This is a genomic window from Pedobacter sp. AK013 (assembly GCF_014205835.1).
Taxonomy (GTDB): Bacteria; Bacteroidota; Bacteroidia; order Sphingobacteriales; family Sphingobacteriaceae; genus Pedobacter.
Genome location: NZ_JACHCQ010000007.1, coordinates 1 through 20917, shown reverse-complemented (window position 1 = coordinate 20917; position 20917 = coordinate 1). Strand labels below are relative to the sequence as shown.

At 37.5% G+C, this 20917-nt stretch carries 19 protein-coding genes and 1 tRNA gene; 15 read left to right on the top strand and 5 right to left on the bottom strand.

The genetic code is table 11. The features are described 5' to 3' along the window. Positions 1 to 69 precede the first annotated feature (69 nt). The 3 genes from HDC90_RS06685 to HDC90_RS06675 all read left to right on the top strand — a co-directional run bounded on the left by HDC90_RS06685 (position 70) and on the right by HDC90_RS06675 (position 1872). The gene (locus tag HDC90_RS06685; RefSeq protein WP_184465132.1) at positions 70 to 276 is read left to right on the top strand and encodes a hypothetical protein; all 207 of its coding nucleotides are present in this window, start codon (positions 70 to 72) and stop codon (positions 274 to 276) included. 119 nt (positions 277 to 395) lie between these two features. Next, positions 396 to 469, top strand: a tRNA-Ala gene (locus HDC90_RS06680). 206 nt (positions 470 to 675) lie between these two features. Next, positions 676 to 1872: a site-specific integrase gene (locus HDC90_RS06675; RefSeq protein ID WP_184465130.1), complete on the top strand. Its 1197-nt coding sequence runs from the start codon at positions 676 to 678 to the stop codon at positions 1870 to 1872. Here the strand turns inward: HDC90_RS06675 and HDC90_RS06670 are convergent. After that, a complete protein-coding gene (locus HDC90_RS06670; protein WP_184465128.1) occupies positions 1869 to 2219 on the bottom strand; it encodes a hypothetical protein in 351 nt (116 codons plus the stop codon). The two genes, HDC90_RS06675 and HDC90_RS06670, sit on opposite strands and share 4 nt — an antisense overlap. 678 nt (positions 2220 to 2897) lie before the next feature. Between HDC90_RS06670 and tcmP the strand changes: the two genes are divergently transcribed. Together tcmP and HDC90_RS06660 are read left to right on the top strand one after the other, a co-directional pair. Further along, entirely contained in the window at positions 2898 to 4022 is a 1125-nt protein-coding gene (tcmP, locus tag HDC90_RS06665) for a three-Cys-motif partner protein TcmP (protein WP_184465126.1), read from the top strand. After that, on the top strand, positions 4023 to 4754 hold the full coding sequence (locus HDC90_RS06660; RefSeq protein ID WP_184465124.1) for a DUF5131 family protein: 732 nt from the start codon (positions 4023 to 4025) through the stop codon (positions 4752 to 4754). A 6-nt stretch (positions 4755 to 4760) separates the two neighbouring features. Here HDC90_RS06660 and HDC90_RS06655 read toward each other — a convergent pair whose 3' ends face one another. Further along, on the bottom strand, positions 4761 to 6116 hold the full coding sequence (locus tag HDC90_RS06655) for a helix-turn-helix domain-containing protein (RefSeq protein ID WP_184465122.1): 1356 nt from the start codon (positions 6114 to 6116) through the stop codon (positions 4761 to 4763). A 213-nt stretch (positions 6117 to 6329) separates the two neighbouring features. Here HDC90_RS06655 and HDC90_RS06650 point away from each other — a divergent pair, with 213 nt between their 5' ends. From HDC90_RS06650 to mobC, 4 genes are all read left to right on the top strand, one after another. After that, on the top strand, positions 6330 to 6494 hold the full coding sequence (locus HDC90_RS06650) for a hypothetical protein (RefSeq protein WP_184465120.1): 165 nt from the start codon (positions 6330 to 6332) through the stop codon (positions 6492 to 6494). A 143-nt stretch (positions 6495 to 6637) separates the two neighbouring features. After that, entirely contained in the window at positions 6638 to 7075 is a 438-nt protein-coding gene (locus HDC90_RS06645; protein WP_184465118.1) for a mobilization protein, read from the top strand. Further along, positions 7030 to 8277 (top strand): relaxase/mobilization nuclease domain-containing protein, encoded by a 1248-nt coding sequence (locus HDC90_RS06640; RefSeq protein WP_184465115.1) that lies wholly within the window; start codon positions 7030 to 7032, stop codon positions 8275 to 8277. Before HDC90_RS06645 ends, HDC90_RS06640 begins: the two co-directional genes overlap by 46 nt. A gap of 3 nt (positions 8278 to 8280) precedes the next feature. After that, positions 8281 to 10368, top strand: a complete 2088-nt coding sequence (gene mobC / locus HDC90_RS06635; RefSeq protein ID WP_184465113.1) for a conjugal transfer protein MobC — start codon at positions 8281 to 8283, stop codon at positions 10366 to 10368. A 209-nt stretch (positions 10369 to 10577) separates the two neighbouring features. Here mobC and HDC90_RS06630 read toward each other — a convergent pair whose 3' ends face one another. Next, positions 10578 to 11828 carry a hypothetical protein gene (locus tag HDC90_RS06630; RefSeq protein WP_184465111.1) on the bottom strand — a complete coding sequence of 417 codons (1251 nt, stop codon included), beginning with the start codon at positions 11826 to 11828 and terminating at the stop codon, positions 10578 to 10580. Continuing rightward, positions 11815 to 12837, bottom strand: a complete 1023-nt coding sequence (locus HDC90_RS06625) for a nucleoid-associated protein (RefSeq protein WP_184465108.1) — start codon at positions 12835 to 12837, stop codon at positions 11815 to 11817. Before HDC90_RS06625 ends, HDC90_RS06630 begins: the two co-directional genes overlap by 14 nt. A 712-nt stretch (positions 12838 to 13549) precedes the next feature. Between HDC90_RS06625 and HDC90_RS06620 the strand changes: the two genes are divergently transcribed. The 6 genes from HDC90_RS06620 to HDC90_RS06595 all read left to right on the top strand — a co-directional run bounded on the left by HDC90_RS06620 (position 13550) and on the right by HDC90_RS06595 (position 20421). Further along, positions 13550 to 15775 carry a S41 family peptidase gene (locus HDC90_RS06620; RefSeq protein WP_184465106.1) on the top strand — a complete coding sequence of 742 codons (2226 nt, stop codon included), beginning with the start codon at positions 13550 to 13552 and terminating at the stop codon, positions 15773 to 15775. A gap of 110 nt (positions 15776 to 15885) precedes the next feature. Then, complete coding sequence (locus HDC90_RS06615; protein ID WP_184465104.1) at positions 15886 to 16845, top strand: DKNYY domain-containing protein; 960 nt, start codon at positions 15886 to 15888, stop codon at positions 16843 to 16845. A 94-nt stretch (positions 16846 to 16939) separates the two neighbouring features. Then, positions 16940 to 17740, top strand: a complete 801-nt coding sequence (locus HDC90_RS06610) for a lipid II flippase Amj family protein (protein ID WP_184465102.1) — start codon at positions 16940 to 16942, stop codon at positions 17738 to 17740. 171 nt (positions 17741 to 17911) lie between these two features. Beyond that, positions 17912 to 18934: a hypothetical protein gene (locus HDC90_RS06605; protein WP_184465100.1), complete on the top strand. Its 1023-nt coding sequence runs from the start codon at positions 17912 to 17914 to the stop codon at positions 18932 to 18934. Positions 18935 to 18999: 65 nt separating this feature from the next. Further along, positions 19000 to 19716, top strand: a complete 717-nt coding sequence (locus HDC90_RS06600; RefSeq protein ID WP_184465098.1) for a hypothetical protein — start codon at positions 19000 to 19002, stop codon at positions 19714 to 19716. Positions 19717 to 19854: 138 nt separating this feature from the next. Then, positions 19855 to 20421 (top strand): GNAT family N-acetyltransferase, encoded by a 567-nt coding sequence (locus HDC90_RS06595; protein ID WP_184465096.1) that lies wholly within the window; start codon positions 19855 to 19857, stop codon positions 20419 to 20421. Between the two features lie 111 nt (positions 20422 to 20532). On the opposite strand, the gene HDC90_RS06590 is transcribed toward HDC90_RS06595, so the two are convergent. Beyond that, positions 20533 to 20766, bottom strand: coding sequence for a hypothetical protein (locus HDC90_RS06590; protein WP_184465094.1), 234 nt, complete (start codon positions 20764 to 20766; stop codon positions 20533 to 20535). Positions 20767 to 20917: the final 151 nt, after the last annotated feature.

Here is a 20917-nt window from a genome sequence, read left to right as displayed (position 1 = left end):
TAAACCTTTTAGGAATTAAACCTAAAGGATATTTAATGTTCGGTTAATATTAGGAATTTATTTTCGGTGATGTTTATAGCTGCCGTTATTATTCCTTTTTACCTTTTGGCTGTTGTAGCCATGTGTTATATGGACACTGCTTTTAAGGCTATGATGTTTTTTGTATTGTTACTTATTGCCACATTTATACTTTTTCTGTTCATCAATTATCCCATGCAATCGGTTTTTGCGGTAACCAGTTTAATGGCCATGTTTGCTTTTAAACCTAAAGATTAATTAAAAATTGAATTATGATTTGCATTCGAGAAAGTATTTGCTATTTTTGCTGCTCAAGCAGGAAGCTTGTTTTCAATTGTTGGTTATTCTTAATTGTTTATTGAACTTTAAAATTTCCTGGGGGATTAGCTCATTTGGCTAGAGCGCTTCGCTGGCAGTGAAGAGGTGATCGGTTCGAATCCGATATTCTCCACAGGTACCCGTAACACTACTGATAGTCAGTGTTTTAATGAGTTAAATGGCGTCTACTCAGCCAAAACTCAGCCACAGAAAAAAGAGAGGTCAAATAATCTGGCATTCTCCACAAAAAACCATCAAATAACTACAGATAAGTTGTTTGATGGTTTTAAAAATCCAATCTCCGATAAAATTCCACTGCGAAATAGGACTTTGAGTTCTATGGAAATTCCGGACTTACCCTACACCATTCCAAGATTATTTAAAGGGAAAAAGATTGAATCTGTTCCTAAAGGTAGCACATGGGCTAAAGAAGAAGCCCTCCAGAGCTGGTATGTCGAATTTTTTTTCCACAACCCACAGACTGGTCAGATGGAAAGGTTCAGGCCGACCAAGAACCTTAACCGGATAAAAGATCCACACGAAAAGCTTAAGCATTTTACACGGTTATGCGAAGCTTATACGGTGGCATTGGAAGGGGGCTGGAATCCGCTTGATGAAAGATCCAATGAGGAACTCAAAAAACAGATCAGTTCGATAAACCTGTTGCAGGCTAAAATACTGTTTGAACAGTATCATATAGCAAAGGGCACCAGGGAGAAATCCCGCAGATCTTACCTTTCCAAGGTTAACCAGTTCATCAGTTACTATGGTGAGGATAAAAAAGTAACCGAAATCACAGATTATGAGATTACAGATTTTCTCAATACAATGGAAAGAAATGAGAAATGGGTTGGTGTGACCTATAACAGTGCCAGAATCATACTCAACAACTATTTCAGGTATTTAAAGGTTAACAAATATATTCCTGTTAATCCGGTTACTGATACGGAGACCAGAACCAAAATCAAGACCGAATCGCACCAGATATTTTCTGATGAGGACTTTAAAAAGATTATGGTCTGGTTAAAAAAACACGATCCGTATTGTCTTTTATTCGTTCGCATGATTTACTATACCTGTATCAGGCCTAAGGAGCTCCGTTACCTGCAATTGAAGTATATCGACCTCAAAAGAAATGTAATTACGGTTCCGGCGTCAGTCGCTAAGAATAAAAAGTCACTGCCCGTACATATTGACCCTAGTCTGTTGAAGGAGCTAAAGCCACTAAAGATCGCGACTTATCCGGATGATTATTATCTACTTGGTTCTACTACTTCGATAGTCGGTCCGGAAAGGATTGGAGAAAATACGCCCTATAATAAATTTCAGAAATGCCTGGAAGAGACAAATCTTTTAAATAAGAACTATACACTTTATTCGTTCAAGCATCTTTCCAATGTCCAGAAATTTAAAGCGGGCTGGACCCTGGCTGAAATTTGTTCGGCCAACAGGCACGGAAGTCTGGCAGAGACGGAGACATACCTCAAAGATCTCTTAAAATTCGTAAAAACAGATAAGGTCATCCCAAAGATCTAATATAGCTTTGATCTTTTGCGTTTTCGTGGGATATCCAATAAGATCTGGGCAAGATATTGGGCCTTTAGGCTGTCTTCTTTTTTCAAAAAAGAATTGCTGGGGAAATGCAGTGCGTGTATTTCTGTTATTTTCCTGGCAATATCTGCTAGGTGGGTGAATTTCGTGCTAAAGCTGTCAAGTTTTTTTTCGAGTTCTACAACCGTTTCAAATAGGCGCATAATAACGAGCTCTGTTGAAATCTCACCTTTTTCTATGCTTTCCAGTAATTTTGGAAGAGTTTGGATGTAGTTTTTCTCTGCGATTTTTTTTGACCCGTTTATTGTGGCATCTAATATTTTTTCTTCCATCTTGTCCATCCCTTTCAAAAATGGAAAATGGCCTAATTCACTTTTCGGAGGTTGGAGAAATAGAATTTATAAATAGATTCACAACGTTAAGTCAGGCGGGCGATAAGGGCCGACTATTTCTATGCAGGAATGGCGGGAGCACTTTATATTAGAAAAAATGTTAACGAAGCCATAGGCTCCGTTACATACTTGTTTATACCAATTGCCCTGGATCCAAAACAGATAATCATCAGGAAAAATGCAGCTCGTCTCATTTATTTATTGTCTTGGCATGACCTTATAATATCTCAGCCATTCATGCGCATTGGCTGAGGGGTAGGCATTCTTTTTTTGGTTATAGGGAGGAAATATACTGTGTAAAGGCCTAAAAAAAAGGATTACTGGCTAGATATCGGGCAGAGAGATTTTTGAGCAATTAGGGATTGCTTTTGGTACAACATTTTAGACAGGAGTGTTTTTTGCCTGGCAGTCTATCGAGGCAGGCTTGGGCTCTTTTCCTGCCAGCGGAATCGGCAGTTCTCCGCTCTGATGTCTACCGGGATTTTTTTGATAGATTGAATAAATTATTCTATAAAGACTGGAAAACGCTGAATTTATTTCTTTCGATTTTATCTACTTCCGAATTGTCTATAGTTTTTCGAGATAAATCAGTATTTTAGTTGATAATTAACGCTCAAGATGGATAATGATTTTTTTAAGGAACAAACTTCCTCTTCATTAATAAAGGCAAAAATTGTTGCTGAATACTTCCCTAAATATGCAAAGATCATACTTAGTCAACCTCAAAAGGAAGTTAGGTACTTAGATCTTTTTGCAGGTCCAGGAAAATATGAAGATGGGAATTATTCAACACCTTTACTGTTAGCTAAGGCCTGTGCTAGTGATCCTTTATTGAAGCAAAAGGTGCATCTGATGTTCAACGATAAAGAATTTGCTGATGAACTGGAACGAAATTTTACGGAGCTTTTTCCTAAAGATTCTTTTTTTTATGCTCCTAAATTTGGAAATAAAACTGTTGGCGAAGATCGGAAAATAGAAGAATATCTTATTAAACTGCATAAAAAAAAGAATCCTTTTCCTACGGTTCTTTTTTTCGATCCTTTTGGTTACAAGACTATTGATACTTTAATGCTTTCGAAATTTCTAGCTAACTGGGGGAACGAAATATTCCTTTTTGTCAATATTAAAAGGATCAATCAGGCGATGGAGGTGGGGAAATTTGATGAGATGATGAATTCATTATTTCCAACATCGATTGAAAGTGTAAGAAAGGATAGAAAATATACTGCCCAGGTTAATGAAAGGTTGGTTTTGATTATGGATAATTTGGCCAACGAATTTAAAAAGGCTGTAAATGGCACACTTTTCAGCAGCGCTTTTAAGTTCAAGGAAGAGGACAGTGTTGGTACAAGTCATTTTATTGTTCATTTCACTAAGCATTCAAAAGGTTATGAGCTTGTAAAACAAATTTTTCATGATTATGACAATATAGGCGCGTCACTTGACAAAGATGGAAATTACACTTTCGATGCCAAACAAATGGGGACAAATCAATTGGATTTTGGAGACCAGAATATTGAAATACTTTCAAAATTATTGATGGAAAGTTATGGTAATCAAAAGCTTACCGCTAAGGAAGTTTTTGATCAACACCATCCTACTACAAAATGGTGCGGATCGCATTATTTAAAAACTTTGAGATACATGGAAAGCGTTGGTAAATTAACAAGTACCTTTACAGATAATTCCTCACACAAGGTAAGTGTGTTAATAAATGAAAATTGCATATTAGAATTTAGTTAAATGTCAAAATCATCAATTGAGTGGACAGAGCAGACTTGGAATCCAACTACAGGGTGTGACAAGCTAACTGCGGGTTGTAAGTTTTGTTATGCAGAAACTATGACTAAGCGTCTTAAGGGAATGGGGCAGGAGAAATACAGTGAGGGGTTTAAGTTTAGAATTCACCCCGCAACATTATTGATTCCATATACCTGGAAAAAGCCACAGGTTGTTTTTGTTAATTCAATGAGCGATTTATTTCATAAGGATATACCTTTGGAGTACATTAAAAGTGTTTTTAAGGTGATGAATGAAACTCCACAGCACACTTATCAAGTGTTGACAAAACGTGGTGAGAATTTGGAAAAACTGGCACCTTATTTAAATTTTACATCAAATATTTGGATTGGAGTTAGTGTTGAAGATGATCGTGTTCTGGATCGGATTGATTCACTTCGATCCGTAAATGCTTATACAAGATTCCTTTCATTAGAGCCTCTAATCGGACCACTTAATAATTTGGATTTGACCGGAATTCATTGGGTGATTGTTGGAGGAGAAAGTGGATTTAAAGCGAGACCAATGGATCCGATATGGGTTGAAGACATAAGAATACAGTGTGAGGCGGCCCAAGTCCCTTTCTTTTTTAAACAGTGGGGGGGAATAAATAAAAAATTGGCTGGCAGGAAACTGAATGATAGGACATACGATGCCATGCCTAATCAAGGTTTAAAGGTTTCAGCCAATTTGTAAAACCTATTAACTGTAGTAAATCTCATCAAGATAGCAAATAGCTTTTTTTAGTACAGTATTTCCTTTTACTCCTGTTGAAGAATTAATTCTGTCTATTAGTTCTAAAAAATAAGTTTTGTTTTCAAGTAAGACTCCTTTATCTATATTAGAAAAGGCTTCTGTCAATAATGTGGTATGCTCTTGGATTAATTTTTCTGCAATTGGTATAAAGTTTATTAAGGTATTATAGATTAATGTCCTCTTGACTTTACTAATTACTGAAATTGGCTTATTATACTTTTGCTGTATTGAATTTAGAAATGTGTTATCCAATTTTCCTTCATCCAAAAATTCTTTGATTTCCAAAAAGATAACTCCTTGTTTACCGTAATTGTAGTTGCCTTTAAGACGCTCTTGGATTTTGGCGCGTGCCTTTGGATTGATAAGTTTTTCGTCGAATGTATTTAAATATTGAATTGCCGTTTCTGCGTTAAAACCAAGTGCTTTAACAAAAAAGTGAATTGGAAAATATGGGCTTAATAAGGATAATTGTTTTTCTAGGACAAGCTTCGGATCTTCGCAACTCCCACTTGTAAAATATTTTATAATGTGTTCTTCATAAATATTTGAAAGCACGGTCTTTTCGATGATTTCAATATTTCCAGTTTCTATCTCACCTTTAATGACGTAGGCGGGTGATCCTTCTTTTTCGACAAATTCACCTAGTTTGATGATGTTGATGTTTTTTAGGATTTTCTCATCAAGAATAAATTTAGGCATATCTTTTCCACCATCAATAATCCCAGATTGCGTATCCAAGATTGCGGCATGCTCACCAACCTGTACAAGTTTAGAAATATTCCCAATCATTTTTTGAAGACCGTTTGCTACTTCTTCAGTTAAGATACGCCTTAAATCTGCTGAGAGTATTCTTGTAGTTTGTGCTGGGTATCGATAGTAAATCTCACCGAGTTTAAATTCGGAGGAATCTACTTTCATAATGATTGGTTTAGTGATAGCCTTCTCTATTTCCAAAAAGCCAACAACCTTGCCTAAAAATGTTTTTGTCGAAAATCTAAATCTAAAGCTCCCGTCAAGCCCATTATTAATAGCAGAACTAAAATACCTGTTGTCTAAATTGTGAAATTCTTCCTTTATCCCTAACACCTCATTATTGTCTGGAGATATACCAAAAATTATCGTTCCTCCCGAATTATTAGCAAAGGCCGATATTGTTTTTAGGTATTGTTTATCGATTGTGTCTGATTTTAAATGGAGGGACTTCTTGAACTCAATTTCTGAACTTTCCTCGAGCGTTGTCATCAGATAAGGTTTGGAAACGTCAAAACTTTTTTCGAAAATTTCTATAATGTTTTCTTGCATGATTGAGAGCTTATGTCGGTAAACATATGACATTTATAAATAAGTTAAAAGCATTTCTAGTAAATACATCTCAGTTTTAACTAAACTCAGGATCTAAATAATCGTTTTTATCTAATGATAATCTTGTTTTCGAAGATTATCTTTTCAATTTTTTCCAAGCTCCGTTACTTCTTTTATCTAATAATGAATCTTTGAATATCAAAAATATTCAAGATGAAAAGTACCAAGATCAAAACCATTAACGGCCATATTTTTCATGGCAAGCCACACCTCAAAATCAAACGGATCAAGGTGAATTCCCGTCACCGGATCAGGCAAGCACTTAGGGCCAGTTTGCCTTTCTTTAAGATCAGATCCCAGGCACAGGAAGAACAATAACCCATCAAAAAATAGGTGCGGGTAAGGTGCTTTTTAGCAAACGCGGGTTCGCAGCAAGATGGATTTTTGTGGGACAAAAATATCTTGCCATCCTAACGGCTGGAGGCTTACTCGGAACTCGTAAGCCCTAAAGCGATCATAAAATGCCAAGACCCAAGATCAAAAAAGAGGAAGAAAAACTCAAGCACTATATCCGCATCAGGGTAGATGAACAGACCCTCAAGCGGCTCAACAAAATGCAAAAAATGAGTGACTGCAAAGGCCTTTCACAACTGGCCAGAAAGATCCTAATGCAGGAACCCGTCCAGATTTTTCACAGGGATATTTCCATGAACGGGCCGATGGAAGAACTGGCCATGATCAGAAAAGAAATCAGGTCCATTGGCATCAACATCAACCAGCAGACCTACCATTTTCACACCAGCCAGAGCAAAGCTGCAAGGATGTTTTATGTGGAGCGGACAAAAGAATTATATGAAAAGATCGAAATCAAAATTGAACGCTTACTGGAGATCACCGATAAACTAGCGCATAAGTGGTTGCAAAAATCGTCAGTGGAAAAAACATCAGGGGGATCCTGATCTATAACGAGAATAAGGTTGAAAAGGGAGAAGCGATACTTTTTATGGCCAGTGCTTTTGCTGGGGATATCGATAAACTTAAGCTGGTGCAAAAAGCAGAGCGTTTTAACAAACGCACGATGCTGAATCCTTCGGTCAAAACCAATGCGCTGCACATTACATTGAATTTCCACCCATCGGACCAATTGGACAGCGAAAAGCTACAGCGCATTGTTTCAGAGTACATGGAGCAGATCGGTTTTGACCAGCAACCCTTCCTGGTGTACCTGCATGAGGATACCCACCATCCGCATGTACATATCGCCACAACCAATATCAGATCAGATGGCAGCAGGATCGACATCCACGGCATCGGTTATAGACGCTCGGAACAGGCAAGGAAGTCCATTGAGCAGAAATATAACCTGACGGTTGCCGGGTGCAGGTCGCTGGATAACTCCCCAAAGATAAAACCAGCGGTTTATGGGGAAGGCCCAACGAAAAAGACCATCAGTAATATCGTTACCGCGGTGATGAAGCAGTATAGGTACAGCTCTTTTCCTGAGTTCAATGCGGCATTAAAGGCTTTTAATATTACCGCGGATAGGGGAGGGGAAGAGTCGGTGATGTACCAGAAACGCGGCCTGATTTATTCCATCCTGGATGATCATGGAAATAAAATTGGCATTCCGTTAAAGGCGAGTGCGATCTATGCTAAACCAACTTTGGACAATCTGGAGAAGCGCTTTGATAAAAATAGAACAGAACGGAAAGTTTTCAGGGAACAGTTAAAGGATAAGATTGATGGGGTATTTAACAGCTATGAGTCCATTACGAAAACAGGATTTGAATTGGCTTTACAAGAGATTGGAGTGACGGCTGATTTTAGAAGAAACCAGCAGGGAAGGATTTATGGGGTCACTTTTATTGATCATGGGACAAAATCGGTGTTCAATGGCAGTGACCTTGGAAAGGCCTATAGTGCTACTGCCCTCACAAGGTCTTTTGGAGATCGTGATATTCCGGTAACACAGCTCGGTAAAACATTGGAGAAAACGACAAGTAAATATTTTACTTCAAATGATAGCACAGGAAAAATCCATTTAGAAACGCCTCAAAAAACAGGTTATCTAGATATGGTACTCTCCAGGTCCGACCAGGGCTTTATGCAGCCGACGGTTAAAAAGAAAAAACGCAGGAAAAAACTACAGCAACATTTATAATCGATGAATACAGGGGAAGATACGCAGGGGCTGCGTAAGATATTGGATATGACCAGACTGATCAGCCTGGTGATCCTTTGCATGCACATTTATATTTATGGGTACCAGGCTTTTCGGGAATGGGGATTGAGCACCCTGATTACAGACCGTTTGTTTTTCAATTTTGCCAAGCTGGAAATGTTCCGGCATCCACTGTTGACCAAGGCTGTGGTATTGTTATTCTTGGGTATTTCATTGATCGGGGCTAAGGGCAAAAAGTCAGAGGAGCTGAAGTTAAAGCCGATCCTTCTACGGATTGCTATTGGGTCAATGGTTTATTTTTCAAGCGGGATCTGCTTCCTGTTCCATTTTTCGCAGGATGTTTTTGTCTGTCTTTATATGGCGTTTCTTGGTGCAGGATACCTGTTGCTTTTAAAAGGTGGTACTGAACTTTCGAGGTTGATCAAAGACAGCTTGCAAAAGGACATATTCAATAGCGAGAACGAAACTTTTCCGCAGGAGGAAAGGCTGCTTGAAAACGAATATTCCTTTAATCTTCCAACGAAATACCACCTGAAGGGAGAGATAAGGGACGGTTGGATCAATTGTGTGAACCCCTTTCGCAGTATTTTGGTGTCGGGATCGGGTGGCGCGGGTAAAACCTATTTTGTGATCCGCCATATCATTGATCAGCAGATCAAAAAGGGCTTCTGTCTGTTTTTATATGATTTTAAATTCGATGACCTGACCAAGATGGCCTATAACAAGTTGCTGAAATACCAGCAGAATTATAAGGTCGTTCCTTCATTTTACATCATCAATTTTGAGGATTTAAACCGTACGCACAGATGTAATCCATTAGATCCTGCCAGCATGGAAGATATTACCGATGCGACAGAGGCCAGCCGGACCATCATGATGGGCCTGAACCGGGACTGGTTGAAAAAGCAGGGGGACTTTTTCGTGGAATCACCGATCAATTTTTTAACGGCGATTATCTGGTATCTGCGTAAATACGAAAACGGAAAGTATTGTACACTGCCCCATGTGATCGAGCTGATGCAGGCGGATTATGATCCGCTGTTTGCCGTATTACAGCAGCAGGAAGAGATCAAGGTGTTGATCAATCCCTTTATTTCGGCTTTACAGAATAATGCCCAGGCGCAGTTGGAAGGGCAGATTGCCTCGGCCAAGATCGGTCTGGCAAGATTGGCTTCTCCGCAATTGTATTATGTGCTGACGGGAAATGATTTTACGCTGGATATCAATAAGCCTGATGAGCCCAAGATCGTGTGCATGGGCAACAATCCGCAGAAGATCGATACCTATGGTGCGGTACTATCGCTTTATGTGAACCGGATGCTGAAGCAGATCAACAAAAAAGAGAAAAGCAAATGCAGCCTGATCTTTGATGAATATCCTACGCTGGTGGCTAATCTGATCACGACGATTTCTACTGGCAGATCGAACCTGATTTCCTGTACGCTGGGGATCCAGAGTATTGAGCAGGTGAAAAAGGAGTATGGTGCGGAACAGGCGGAAATCATCCTGGGGATCTGTGCGAATATCATCAGCGGGCAGGTTTCCGGCGACAGTGCGAAAAAATTCTCGGAAACTTTTGGGAAGATTATGCAGGACAGGCAGAGCATGAACATCAACAGTTCGGATACTTCTATTTCTAAGTCGACACAGATGGATTATGCGGTCCCGGCATCCAAGATTGCTACTTTTTCATCGGGTGAGTTTGCTGGGATCGTGGCTGATAGCCCGAATGAGAAGATTAAGCTGAAAATGTTCCATGGGGAGATCCAGAATGATCATGCGGCTATTGCCAGGGAAGAGGTGGGCTATGTGCCAATCCCGATAGTGGCGAATGTTACAGGAATTGATGTGGAGGAGAATTATAAAAGGGTTAAAAGGGAGGTGGGGGATCTGGTCAGAAGTGAGCTGAAAAAGATAGCGGAAATGAATAGGGAGAGTTTGCAGGAAGAGGATCGACCTGCGGAGGTGGGAAAAAGGCAGCGCGAGAGAAAGGTAAAGGGGAATAGAGCTGCAGTTAAGCGCAAAGGACGAAATGTTAAGGAAGAGCGAATTAAGTCTGTTTCGATGTAGTATTAATATGAAGAATTATTGATACTTGAAGATTGAAAAAATGGCATATCAAGTTCAATATTAATTATTATTTCTCTCTAGAATTGCAATTTACTAAGTAAAAGTCAAATCATTAATTGCAGGTGATCAGAATATAAAGTGTGACATAACTTTAAGAAGGTAAATTGTTCGCTAAATAAATTTAAACGGAACTTGTTTCCCAGAGAATACTAGAGGAACTTGAAATTATATGGTTTTGGGGTAGAAGCAGGGTGGCTGACAACAAAAAGAATATACACCAACAGTATAATCCAATCTAGCAGTATGGTAAGCTTAATTACCCAACTTAGCCAAATTACTGAGCGTACCTTCTTGGTAATATACAGAAAATCTTTCTTGAATATATCATAAACACCAGGATAACGTGTTTGGAAAGTTTCGGTCTCCTCCTTTATTTCTGATGATAATTTTATCAGATCCCGATCGTAAAGATAAAGGTACCAACAGATAAAAAAGATATAAATTCCAACCATAGCCAGAATAAAATAGAAGGTTCTAATGTCAGCCTCCATCTGGAAGAAAGCGTATATGGACGTTCCTATCGATAACGGAACTGCAATCACCTGGGATTTGATCTTATCCTGTGCTTGGTTGAGATCCTCAAAATACTTGCGTTTTTCATCTTTCAGTTCTCTGGATATTTTTTCAAAAGAAAAACCAGACATAAAGATATTGTAATCCCTTGTCGTATTGGCAATAAGGAATGGGAGGTTCAGAAATATTTCAGTAAATGTCCGGTTTTCATCTGCCTGTGAAGAAATGAAGAAAACAACGTTATGTTTAAAACTAGATATCCATTCCTGGTGATTGGGCGTGTTATTATATTCCACCCATTTCTGTAACTCAATAAAATCAAAATCTACTTTCTTTGAAAATACCAGTTGGTCGAAAATCTTATAAGAAATATTGATCAGATTTTTTTCCTTTCCATTCTCGATCATCAACATCTTTCGGAGTATGGCATCATCAAATTCGGTAAGGGATCGATTATTCCTAAACAACTTTAGCAGCGGAAGGTATAATCTATAGTTATGTAGATAAAAGGTTTCGATAATCCTACCTTCGTCGATGACAGTAGCGTCTCCACTACTTTTTTCATAAAAAAAGAAATCGTTTCTAGTAGGATTGAGTACTAGAAGAGAGCGGTCTGGATCGTCGTTTTCATAGAGTTGTTGAAAGAGCATTTCATAACTCCCGTATATGCTAACTCCTGTAGTTTCAGCATCCTTGGAAGCAACCAAAATATTGCCCGATTCTTCCTGAAACAATCCATAACTATTAAGGAAGGTCTTAAGCGCCTCAAATGTATTCCCTTTTTCCTTGAATTGAAAGTCGATTTCCCGAGGGCGAAAATGAATGCTTTTGAAAGTCGTATCGGAGAGAATCGCATATAGCTCTCCCAGAATATTATTCCTCTGCATTTCTTTGGGACTGGATTTGATTGATAATCGATTGGTTCCTGATCAAAAGACCACCTGGTAAAAGATCGACATCATTACCAAATCTTGAGGCTTCTATTGTTACGATAATACCATTAACCTGTGCCTTGATCTGGATTAAAGACTTAAGGGAGCCAATATCTGGCCTTATGTCCGGATCTATATCTCTGTCAAGCTCTTCGGAAATATATTTTCTCAGGAGCGCTGGATCGCCATAAAGATACTCGCTGATTTTGTCGATATTAACTGATCCTTTATTTATTTTTTTGTAATCATAAATATAGTGATAGGCTCTGTTTTGGAATGTTGTCTCATCTTCTTCTGGATCCGGTGACCCGATATTCTTCAATGCACTAACGAGAATTCCTGTCTGGATTCTCCCGTTTACGGGCTCAGATGCGTTAACCCACTTAATAAAATAATCTGACATCTTATCACCCTGATTTGTGACCAAAGCCATGTAATTTCTGTCGTTAGTCGCCCTGTTAGCATATATTCCAGTGTTTAACCTGTAAGCCATTGCGAGCTTATCTGTGTTGATGTTTTTGGTATCCTTAAAATCAAAAGTAGATGCCTGATCGTTGAACTCAATGTTAAATCCATCTTTTTTTCTAGCTAGAATAATCGCTAAGTATCTAGTTTCGTTGAAGGTATAATCCGCAAAAAGATAATAACCTCCAGTTGCGAATACCTCGTTTTCAATTCTACTAGCAAGGTTGTCTAAACTCGCTTTGGTGTAATCCATGAAAACTTCATCACGCTCATCCATTAGGTATTTGTTTGTATTGAGCATGACGGTATTGGTAACCTGCTCGGGGATGAATTTGCAATGCCTAGTTTTGTCAAGTTCGAAGCTTTTATGGATTTCCTCAAACATACGGTCTATGCCTGGATCTAGGATCATAAGGGTGTTTGATGAGTTATAAAGTTTTATACCTCTTGTTCTTGACTCTTTTTCAAGCTGGTGTATGGCGAGCCTTAATACTTTCATGTTTTTGCGTTAATTTGAGATAAGCGTAAAATAGGCCCAATCGGATCTATTCTTTTAATTTTTCTTGTAATTTAATCAATCCTTGCAATATTCAAAATAAGCGGTCTAAAAAATAGAAATGGCACATGGTATTGATCAATGATTAAATTGATGGTTAATTATTTTAGATTATGTTTTACGGTTTCTGTGGTACAAATATAATTAGCCATAATTTGCTGCAATTATGGTTTCCCGTATAATTCCGGTTAAAAACAAGTCTATGGTAAAAGGACTTTTGAAAACAGAGTTGTTGGGGAAGTTATTTACCCATTTCTAATTCAAAAAGCTTATGTTTTGTAAGTATGAAGATTAAAGTCTTTTAAAAGATAAAATAAGCGGTCCAAGTGAGTTATATTGTATTGATGATGAATCTCCTTTACTTTACAATGTATAGTTACCTATTTTTCTCGTGGATCTGAGTTGATAATTGAGATCAACGATCAGAAAGCAACTGTCTCAAAAAACGAACGCACAAAAAGAATTTTACGGCAAGCGAGCTGAAGTGAAAAACTCAATATGAGTTATAAATGTGAACTCACTATATAATTTGTAAGATATAAATATTAGTTTAGAAGAATTTAACTGCTCTGTTTATCTGTGCCAATTTTTATTTTTTGACCAGGAGTAGCAAGAGATCATAAAAACTGCGATGAATAACTTATAACTTCCTAGAATGAACAAACTAACTATTGCCGCACTTCTTGCATTTTCATTTGTACAGAGTGCTTGTTCCCAAGTCAAAGTAACACAAACACTAAACCTCGATTTTGAACAGCACCGAAATGGCTTTCCTTCACAATGGACAGCGTTTGGAGATAAAGAATACAAAGTTTATGTAGACTCGCTTCACAAAAAAAGCGGCAGATTTTCCGCTGTTATTGAAAATACTGGTAGCAAAAAGGAATATAGAGCGCTGTCTATGACCCTTCCCGCGAACTACGAAGGCAAATCCATTCGCCTTTCTGGTTTCATCAAAACAGAAAACGTAACTGAGGGCTATGCCGGTTTGTGGATTCGGATAGATCCACAGATTGGGTTTGACAATATGTCTAACAGAGGTGTTACGGGAACTGCAGATTGGGCCCCTTTTGAAATAACTTTGCCACTTAAACCAAAGGAAACCGAAAAAATAGTTGTAGGCGGCCTGCTGGTAGGTAAAGGAAAAATGTGGCTAGACGATCTAAAGATAACAATCGATGGAATGGAGTTGGGCGATCCAAAAATAAAGACCTTCCAAAAAGAAATATTTGCTGCCCAAGCAGATAAAGCTTTTGATGATGGCTCGAAAATTACCTTTCCTGCGTTGAATCAAGATTTAATTCATAACCTTGAGCTCTTAGGAAAAGTTTGGGGACTCATGAAGTATCATCATCCAGAAATTGCCAAAGGCAAATACAACTGGGACTATGAGCTTTTTAGGTTCCTGCCGCAATATCTTGCAGTAAAAGACAAAAATCAGCGAGATATTGCCCTCATAAACTGGATCAAGAAATATGGCCCGTCATCTGTTTGTCAGACCTGTAAACCCACTCCAATCAACGCCGTCTTAAAACCAGATCTGTTGTGGATCAACAACGCTGATCTATCCGATAACTTACAGCGCCAGCTTACTGAAGTGTATAACAACAGAAACCAAGGCAAAAACTATTATATAGCACTTCAACCTGGTGTAGCAAATCCGAACTTTACTAATGAGAGACCTTATATAGAAATGACTTATCCAGATGCAGGCTTTAGGTTGTTATCTCTTTATCGCTATTGGAACATGATTCATTATTTTTTCCCTTACAGACATCTTACAGATCAAAAATGGGATACCGTATTGGGGGAGTATATTCCAAAATTCATAAATGCCCAAGACAAACTCGCGTATGAACTTACCGCCGCACAGGTGATAGGAGAGGTGAACGACACCCACGCAAACTTATGGGGAGGACGAGAGAAAACTAATGCACTAAGGGGAACCAAATTTGCAGCCTTCAAGGCAGAATTTGTGGAGAACCAGTTGGTGGTCGTTGATTACTTTAATCCTGAGTTTTCAGGATTGGCCAAAGTGAAAATCGGTGATGTGATCACACATGTAAATGGAAAAACAATTACTTCACTGGTTGATAGTTTAAAACCTTATTACCCTGCTTCTAATAGCGCGGCCAGGCTTAGAGATATGTCTATAGACCTCTTACGTAGCCCAAGCAACACGATCTCTTTGAATTACCTGTCTGGAGGTCAGAAACGGCAAGTGAACGTGCCAACCTATGAGCGGAAGAATCTACGCATGTACCATTGGTACAAAGTAGATACCAGCCAAAAATGTTATAAGTTACTGCCTGGAAATATTGGCTATATCACGCTTGCTAATATTAAACAAGAAGACATTGCAGAAATCAAGAAGGCTTTTAAAGAAACAAAAGGTATTATCATCGACATCCGCAATTATCCCAGTACATTCGTTCCATTTTCCCTTGGTTCTTATTTTGTTACCGAACCGACTTCATTTGTAAAGTTTACAAGTGGAAATCCAGACAATCCTGGAGAATTTGTGTTTCGGGAAGGGCCAAAAATTACGAGCGATAATAACAAATATAAGGGTAAGCTGGTTGTACTTGTCAATGAGAATTCGCAAAGTCAAGCGGAATATACGGCTATGGCCTTTCATTCGATAAAAAATTCAACCATAGTAGGGAGTACTACAGCAGGCGCCGATGGTAACGTTTCGTCTATCGTATTACCTGGTGGACTTAGCACCATGATCTCTGGCATTGGTGTATACTATCCGGACGGAAAGGAAACACAACGAGTTGGTATCGTTCCTGAAATCGTGGTAAAGCCAACTATAAAAGGGATTAAAAATGGAAAAGACGAAGTGCTTGAACGGGCAATTAAAGTTATCAACCAATAGACAGCCATGATGATTGCTTTCGTAATCAAAATAGCCGTTGTATGGCTCCCATCCACCTGGTGCGATCGTGATTGAGGTAAATTGGTGGCAATTATAACAGATATACTTCAATGATAATAAGACAAGTAACAATTTTAGTTTTAACAATTTCAACTTTGACGAGTTGCAGACGTGGCTATAAGATTGAAGGCGACAAAGTTTATTATGAATCTTGGAATGAGGGAAGCGGGCAAAATAAGCGAATAATTGAACAAGCAGACGCAAGGACTTTTAAAGAATTAACTTTTGACTGCGATTGTGACTTTGAGTTTGGCAAGGACAAAAATCACTTGTTTATAGACGGAGCACTTATAAAAAATATTGACCCAAACACTTTTGAATTTATTGGAAACTATATTTTTCGTGATAAAGACTCCGCTTATTTTTTTGGTTTTTATAACAACATAAACGATTGTGTAATTAAAGGTATCAATCCCGACAAAATAAAATTGATTAAATATCCTTGGTCAAAGGCGGATAATTTTTTAATTCACGGTGCAGAGGCTATAAATATTGACGATTTAAATGAATTTGTTCCTATTGACGATAATTGGGGAAAGACAAAAAAATACATAATTAATAACAATCAAATTCTATACGGAGCAGACGTAGAAACTTTTAAAATCACAAGTCCTTTTCAAGGTAAAGACAAAAACTACAATTATGAGTTTGGTATTATTAATGAAGATGATTTTAAAAAAACAAGTATCAAGACCTTTGACTTTGACAGAAAAGATTTCTGCGAATATGAACCTACAGCATTTGAAGATGTTTATGACAGTTTGGTATCATATAAAGAAGACCAAAACAAAAGAATTGAAATTGTGGAAAAACTAAAATCGAAAGGTTTTGCAATTCAGAATATTAGATATTCAAATTGGTCAGGCGAATCAAAAATAATCAGTGTTTCTTTGGTAAAAGACAAATGTAATTGCATTGTTGAGAAACTTTACCGTTACGATTATTCAAAACCTTCTGAAACTGAAAATATATTTAAAGTAACCGAAAGAGTACGCTGTGAACCAAAATAGAATAAAAAACAACTGCTACCAGCAATTAAATGCTCTTTGGTTTTCAATTTGCTTAAATATTCGATTAAACGTACCTTAGAATACTATCTAAATTATGCCAGCACAAATATATATTGTTCTTGTTCTCACCTTTGTTATAAATCTCATAACTACTCTTTCGTATTCGGTTAGGATTGTTGGTATTCGGACAAGTAGAGTGGCAATATCTTTTGCTTTGTTTAACATTCTGGTTTTAGTTTCCAGAACTGCGAATGGATTTCAAGCTCCGCTGCTAGCGAAGACTGTTGAAAATGATTTGAAGATTGGGGTAACTAGCAACATTGGAGCTTTTCGTCTTATAATTCTCTCTTGTTCTTTAGCTACAATTGTCGGAGCAGCATTAATTCCAACCTTCCAACGGATTTTATCTAAAGCTGTGATAAATTTCAGTGTTCATAAATCGATGGGAAAGCTATTAATTCATGGTTTCTCAAAAACAGGGATCTTATACTTTAAAGATAGCATTGCATTTCCCAAAAGAGAAAATATCTCAGAGATCAAATTAGACAACGAATTCCCTTGGAGAATTTTTGTTCTTAACATTTTTGCTGTTGCGATTCTGACTGTGGGAGTTTTATCAGCTGTATATGCCTCCTACTTAAACCCTGAATACAGAACTACAGCGAGTAACTTGTCCGCATTCATAAATGGTTTTGCGACGATACTAATGTTTGCTTTTATAGATCCACACCTATCAGTAATGACTGATGACGTTATGCTAGGAAAATGTTCGGAAGCAACTTTCAGAAAATATATTGTTTACATGACATTTGCCCGGCTAATTGGAACTCTAGTGGCGCAAGTCTTATTTTTACCCGTTGCAGAAGTTCTGGCTTGGGCTGCATCTTCTGTATAATGTAAGTTCAAAAGATCAATTGCATCAGGAAGAAAATGACCGTCTAATTAAAGGAACATTATGCAGATATCTTAGATATCAGGGGATAAAAATAGGCGGAAATAAATAAAATCTAAATAATTGATTGATTAAATTCTAACCGAAATCTTATCTAATAAACAAAAAAACTAAATGGGTATAAGTCTTAAAACTCACAAAATGATTTGGGGTCGTTCAGGCAATATGTGTTCTTTCCCTGGTTGTAAAAAAGTACTCGTGATTGACGAAACAGCAACTGATGATCCATCTGTTATAGGTGAGGAAGCTCATATCGTAGCACAAAAAGAAGACGGTCCGCGAGGGAAAAGCTCTTTATCCATTGAACAGCGAGATAAATATGATAATCTAATCTTAATGTGCAGCATTCATCATAAAAATATTGATGATCAGGAGCATGAATATACAGTCGAAAAACTACATGAATTCAAAAAAAAGCATGAAGGCTGGGTGAAAGAAAATCTTATCCTTGATAATAGAAAAATTAAAGATGATGAAATTTATGCAACATATATAGAGAAATTTATTCACTTAACTGATCTAAATAATTGGCACAATTGGACTTCATGGATGCTTGGTACAACCGAAGCTTTCCCTAAAGAACAATTTGACTCTCTAAAGGAGATTCCAAATTATATTATCTCCCGTATATGGCCTAAGAGATATGATTTACTTGAATCTTCCCTTTTAAATTTTAAAAACATAGTTAACGACTTAATGAAAGTTTATTATGTTTATCCAAAAGAAGGTGCAAATGGCTACACGGTAGAAAAATTCTACAAAAATTATTATCGTGAAAATTTTCCTGATGATAAAGATTACAGTTGGGAAGAAGAACAAAAGGCACTGGAGAGATATCAATATCATCTAGCGCTCTTAGAGGATTTGATTATTGAACTAACTCGGGCGGCCAATTATATATGCGATCAGATCAGGGAATTTATCTTTGAAGGGTTCAGACTTGAAGAGGGGGCAATATTAATAAGTAGAGGTGATTTTTTTGGTTATAAGACATATCGGGTCGAATATCGAGGAGATGAAAGAATAATACATCCCTATCCAGGATTAAAAAATTTTATGAGCTTAAGAGCTACTAGAGATTTAACAATTGGAGAAGGTATCGAAGAAGGGTATTTTCAAAAAATGCCTTGGGAATAAATTCTCTAAATATTAAGTTTTATAATTTTATAAAATCAAGTCAAATTCTCAAAAAACGATGATATATGAAATTTATTATTAGTATTATAATAGTTGTTGGTTGTGCATTTTTAAATTCTGTTTTCGGCCAAATACAAATTTTGAAGTTGGAATTTGAGTGGGATGGCACTTCTATCATAGTAGGTGACCCTAAATTTTATTTCAGTAATGAATTTCCAGGGGAACCCGATCTTCGAAAACGTGAGGTATTAGTAATAATGAAATATGAAAAAAAATATGATGATTTGCTAATCGCCAAACATCACGAAATTGATAGCTTATCAGTAGCCTTGGCTCGAGCCAGAGCAAATAATCTTGATACAACTAAGTTGTATCAAGATTTAAATTTGCAAATAGCTGAAAAACATGAAATCGAGATTCTTAAACCAAGCATAATTGACGGTATTAAAACGGAATTTGTTCGAAGGATTACGCTTGAAGAGTCAACCACAGCTGTTTATAGCGAAAAGAATTATAAAGGTAACCGAGTTATATTAACAAAGGACAGCATGGATACTATCGTGCCTTTTTATGTCAAGTCAGTGCGTGTGGCAAAAGGATGCAGAGTAAAACTATATCCATGGAAAAATCTTAGAAAGGAGCCTGGGTATGACGCTTCGGAAGTTAAAAAAAATAGTCCAAACGGTGTAGATGTTAATATTTGGATAACAAGCCGGATCGGTGCGCCGACTTTAATAGGAGAAGTTACAAGGGTACACTCTTGGAGGCTTTTTTGTAATTAATATTTTAATGTTTTTCCAATTATAATTTCATAACCAAAAATCACAGGCTCCGATGACCAAACTCGAAACCAACAATTATTCTCAAAAAACGATTCCTTTTAATATTAGTTCTTAAAACGGTATTTTAACAACAAGACAATGGCTTACGACATAAATTTAATGGCAGACACTGAACTTTTCGAAAAAATCAGATTTATCTCTGTAGGAGAGGACATTATTCTAAAGCCGACAATGATAGAGGTTTTTGACCAAGAAGCCGCAATGTATTTGTTAAATTCAAAGACCGTGGGTGTTAAAAAATATCTTCCATCTGTATACGTTGAGACGATTGAAGAGGCCAAAAAGAAACTTTTAAACTTTTCGGAAAAAATGCTTTTGCGTGGCTCTATTCTTTACGGAATTAGGCAAAGAAAGATGCAGGCCCCAATGGGCTATATTCATCTTAATACACCGTTAATGCAAACTGGATTAAATTCTTGGACTTTAGATTTTTGGCTAGGTGAAAACGCACAGGGGAAAGGTTTAATGACGGCTTCTTTATACTATGTTCTTCAGTATTTGCAAAATTACGGGGTATCTGAAATCAAAGCATTAGTTCATTCTGATAACGAAAAATCAATAAATGTACTTGAACGACTAGGTTTCGGAAAGATTAATCAAGAAAGTGGAGGCGAACAAAGATTTCTGTACGTGATTAACCTATAAATACATAAACGATGTCATAACAAAATGAAGGTATTCATAGATTATATGGCTAAGGCTAATTTCCGACATCATTGCTAGAATATTTCAGCGGTTAGGTTCACCGTTGTCTATTTATTGTGAACCGGCCCAGTGATATTTCACCATCACTGAGAAATGCTTGTCATCACTTTTGGTAAATTCGAGTTTAGCATGATCTCCATAGCTGAGCTTCAACCTTTTTTCAATGTTTTCCAATCCCTTGTGAAAGCCTGCGGCTTTAAATCCTGTTTTAATTTTGTTATGGGTTGAGATCCTAAGCTCAGCATTACTTGGATAAACCGCTTCAAATTGACCCCCCTTCGCCACTTTAAAACGCCCCCCTTTGCCGAGTTAATTTGATAAGGTCCGCCAAAGCAAAAAGCCCCCTTTGCGCCGATCCAAATTGACCCCCTTGAAATCGCAGATTCGTTTGTGCTGAATGGTTTGTAGGAATATGTTTTTGTTTAGCTTTTAGCCG

Bases quoted from the DNA above. Each gene is read 5' to 3' on its own strand.
- HDC90_RS06660 (WP_184465124.1), top strand. From the start codon at position 4,023: ATGTCAAAATCATCAATTGAGTGGACAGAGCAGACTTGGAATCCAACT.
- HDC90_RS06605 (WP_184465100.1), top strand. From the start codon at position 17,912: ATGGGTATAAGTCTTAAAACTCACAAAATGATTTGGGGTCGTTCAGGC.
- HDC90_RS06600 (WP_184465098.1), top strand. From the start codon at position 19,000: ATGAAATTTATTATTAGTATTATAATAGTTGTTGGTTGTGCATTTTTA.
- HDC90_RS06620 (WP_184465106.1), top strand. From the start codon at position 13,550: ATGAACAAACTAACTATTGCCGCACTTCTTGCATTTTCATTTGTACAG.
- HDC90_RS06625 (WP_184465108.1), bottom strand. From the start codon at position 12,837: ATGAAAGTATTAAGGCTCGCCATACACCAGCTTGAAAAAGAGTCAAGA.
- HDC90_RS06615 (WP_184465104.1), top strand. From the start codon at position 15,886: ATGATAATAAGACAAGTAACAATTTTAGTTTTAACAATTTCAACTTTG.
- HDC90_RS06630 (WP_184465111.1), bottom strand. From the start codon at position 11,828: ATGCAGAGGAATAATATTCTGGGAGAGCTATATGCGATTCTCTCCGAT.
- HDC90_RS06650 (WP_184465120.1), top strand. From the start codon at position 6,330: ATGAAAAGTACCAAGATCAAAACCATTAACGGCCATATTTTTCATGGC.
- HDC90_RS06670 (WP_184465128.1), bottom strand. From the start codon at position 2,219: ATGGAAGAAAAAATATTAGATGCCACAATAAACGGGTCAAAAAAAATC.
- mobC (WP_184465113.1), top strand. From the start codon at position 8,281: ATGAATACAGGGGAAGATACGCAGGGGCTGCGTAAGATATTGGATATG.
- HDC90_RS06685 (WP_184465132.1), top strand. From the start codon at position 70: ATGTTTATAGCTGCCGTTATTATTCCTTTTTACCTTTTGGCTGTTGTA.
- HDC90_RS06675 (WP_184465130.1), top strand. From the start codon at position 676: ATGGAAATTCCGGACTTACCCTACACCATTCCAAGATTATTTAAAGGG.
- HDC90_RS06595 (WP_184465096.1), top strand. From the start codon at position 19,855: ATGGCTTACGACATAAATTTAATGGCAGACACTGAACTTTTCGAAAAA.
- HDC90_RS06610 (WP_184465102.1), top strand. From the start codon at position 16,940: ATGCCAGCACAAATATATATTGTTCTTGTTCTCACCTTTGTTATAAAT.
- HDC90_RS06645 (WP_184465118.1), top strand. From the start codon at position 6,638: ATGCCAAGACCCAAGATCAAAAAAGAGGAAGAAAAACTCAAGCACTAT.
- HDC90_RS06655 (WP_184465122.1), bottom strand. From the start codon at position 6,116: ATGCAAGAAAACATTATAGAAATTTTCGAAAAAAGTTTTGACGTTTCC.
- tcmP (WP_184465126.1), top strand. From the start codon at position 2,898: ATGGATAATGATTTTTTTAAGGAACAAACTTCCTCTTCATTAATAAAG.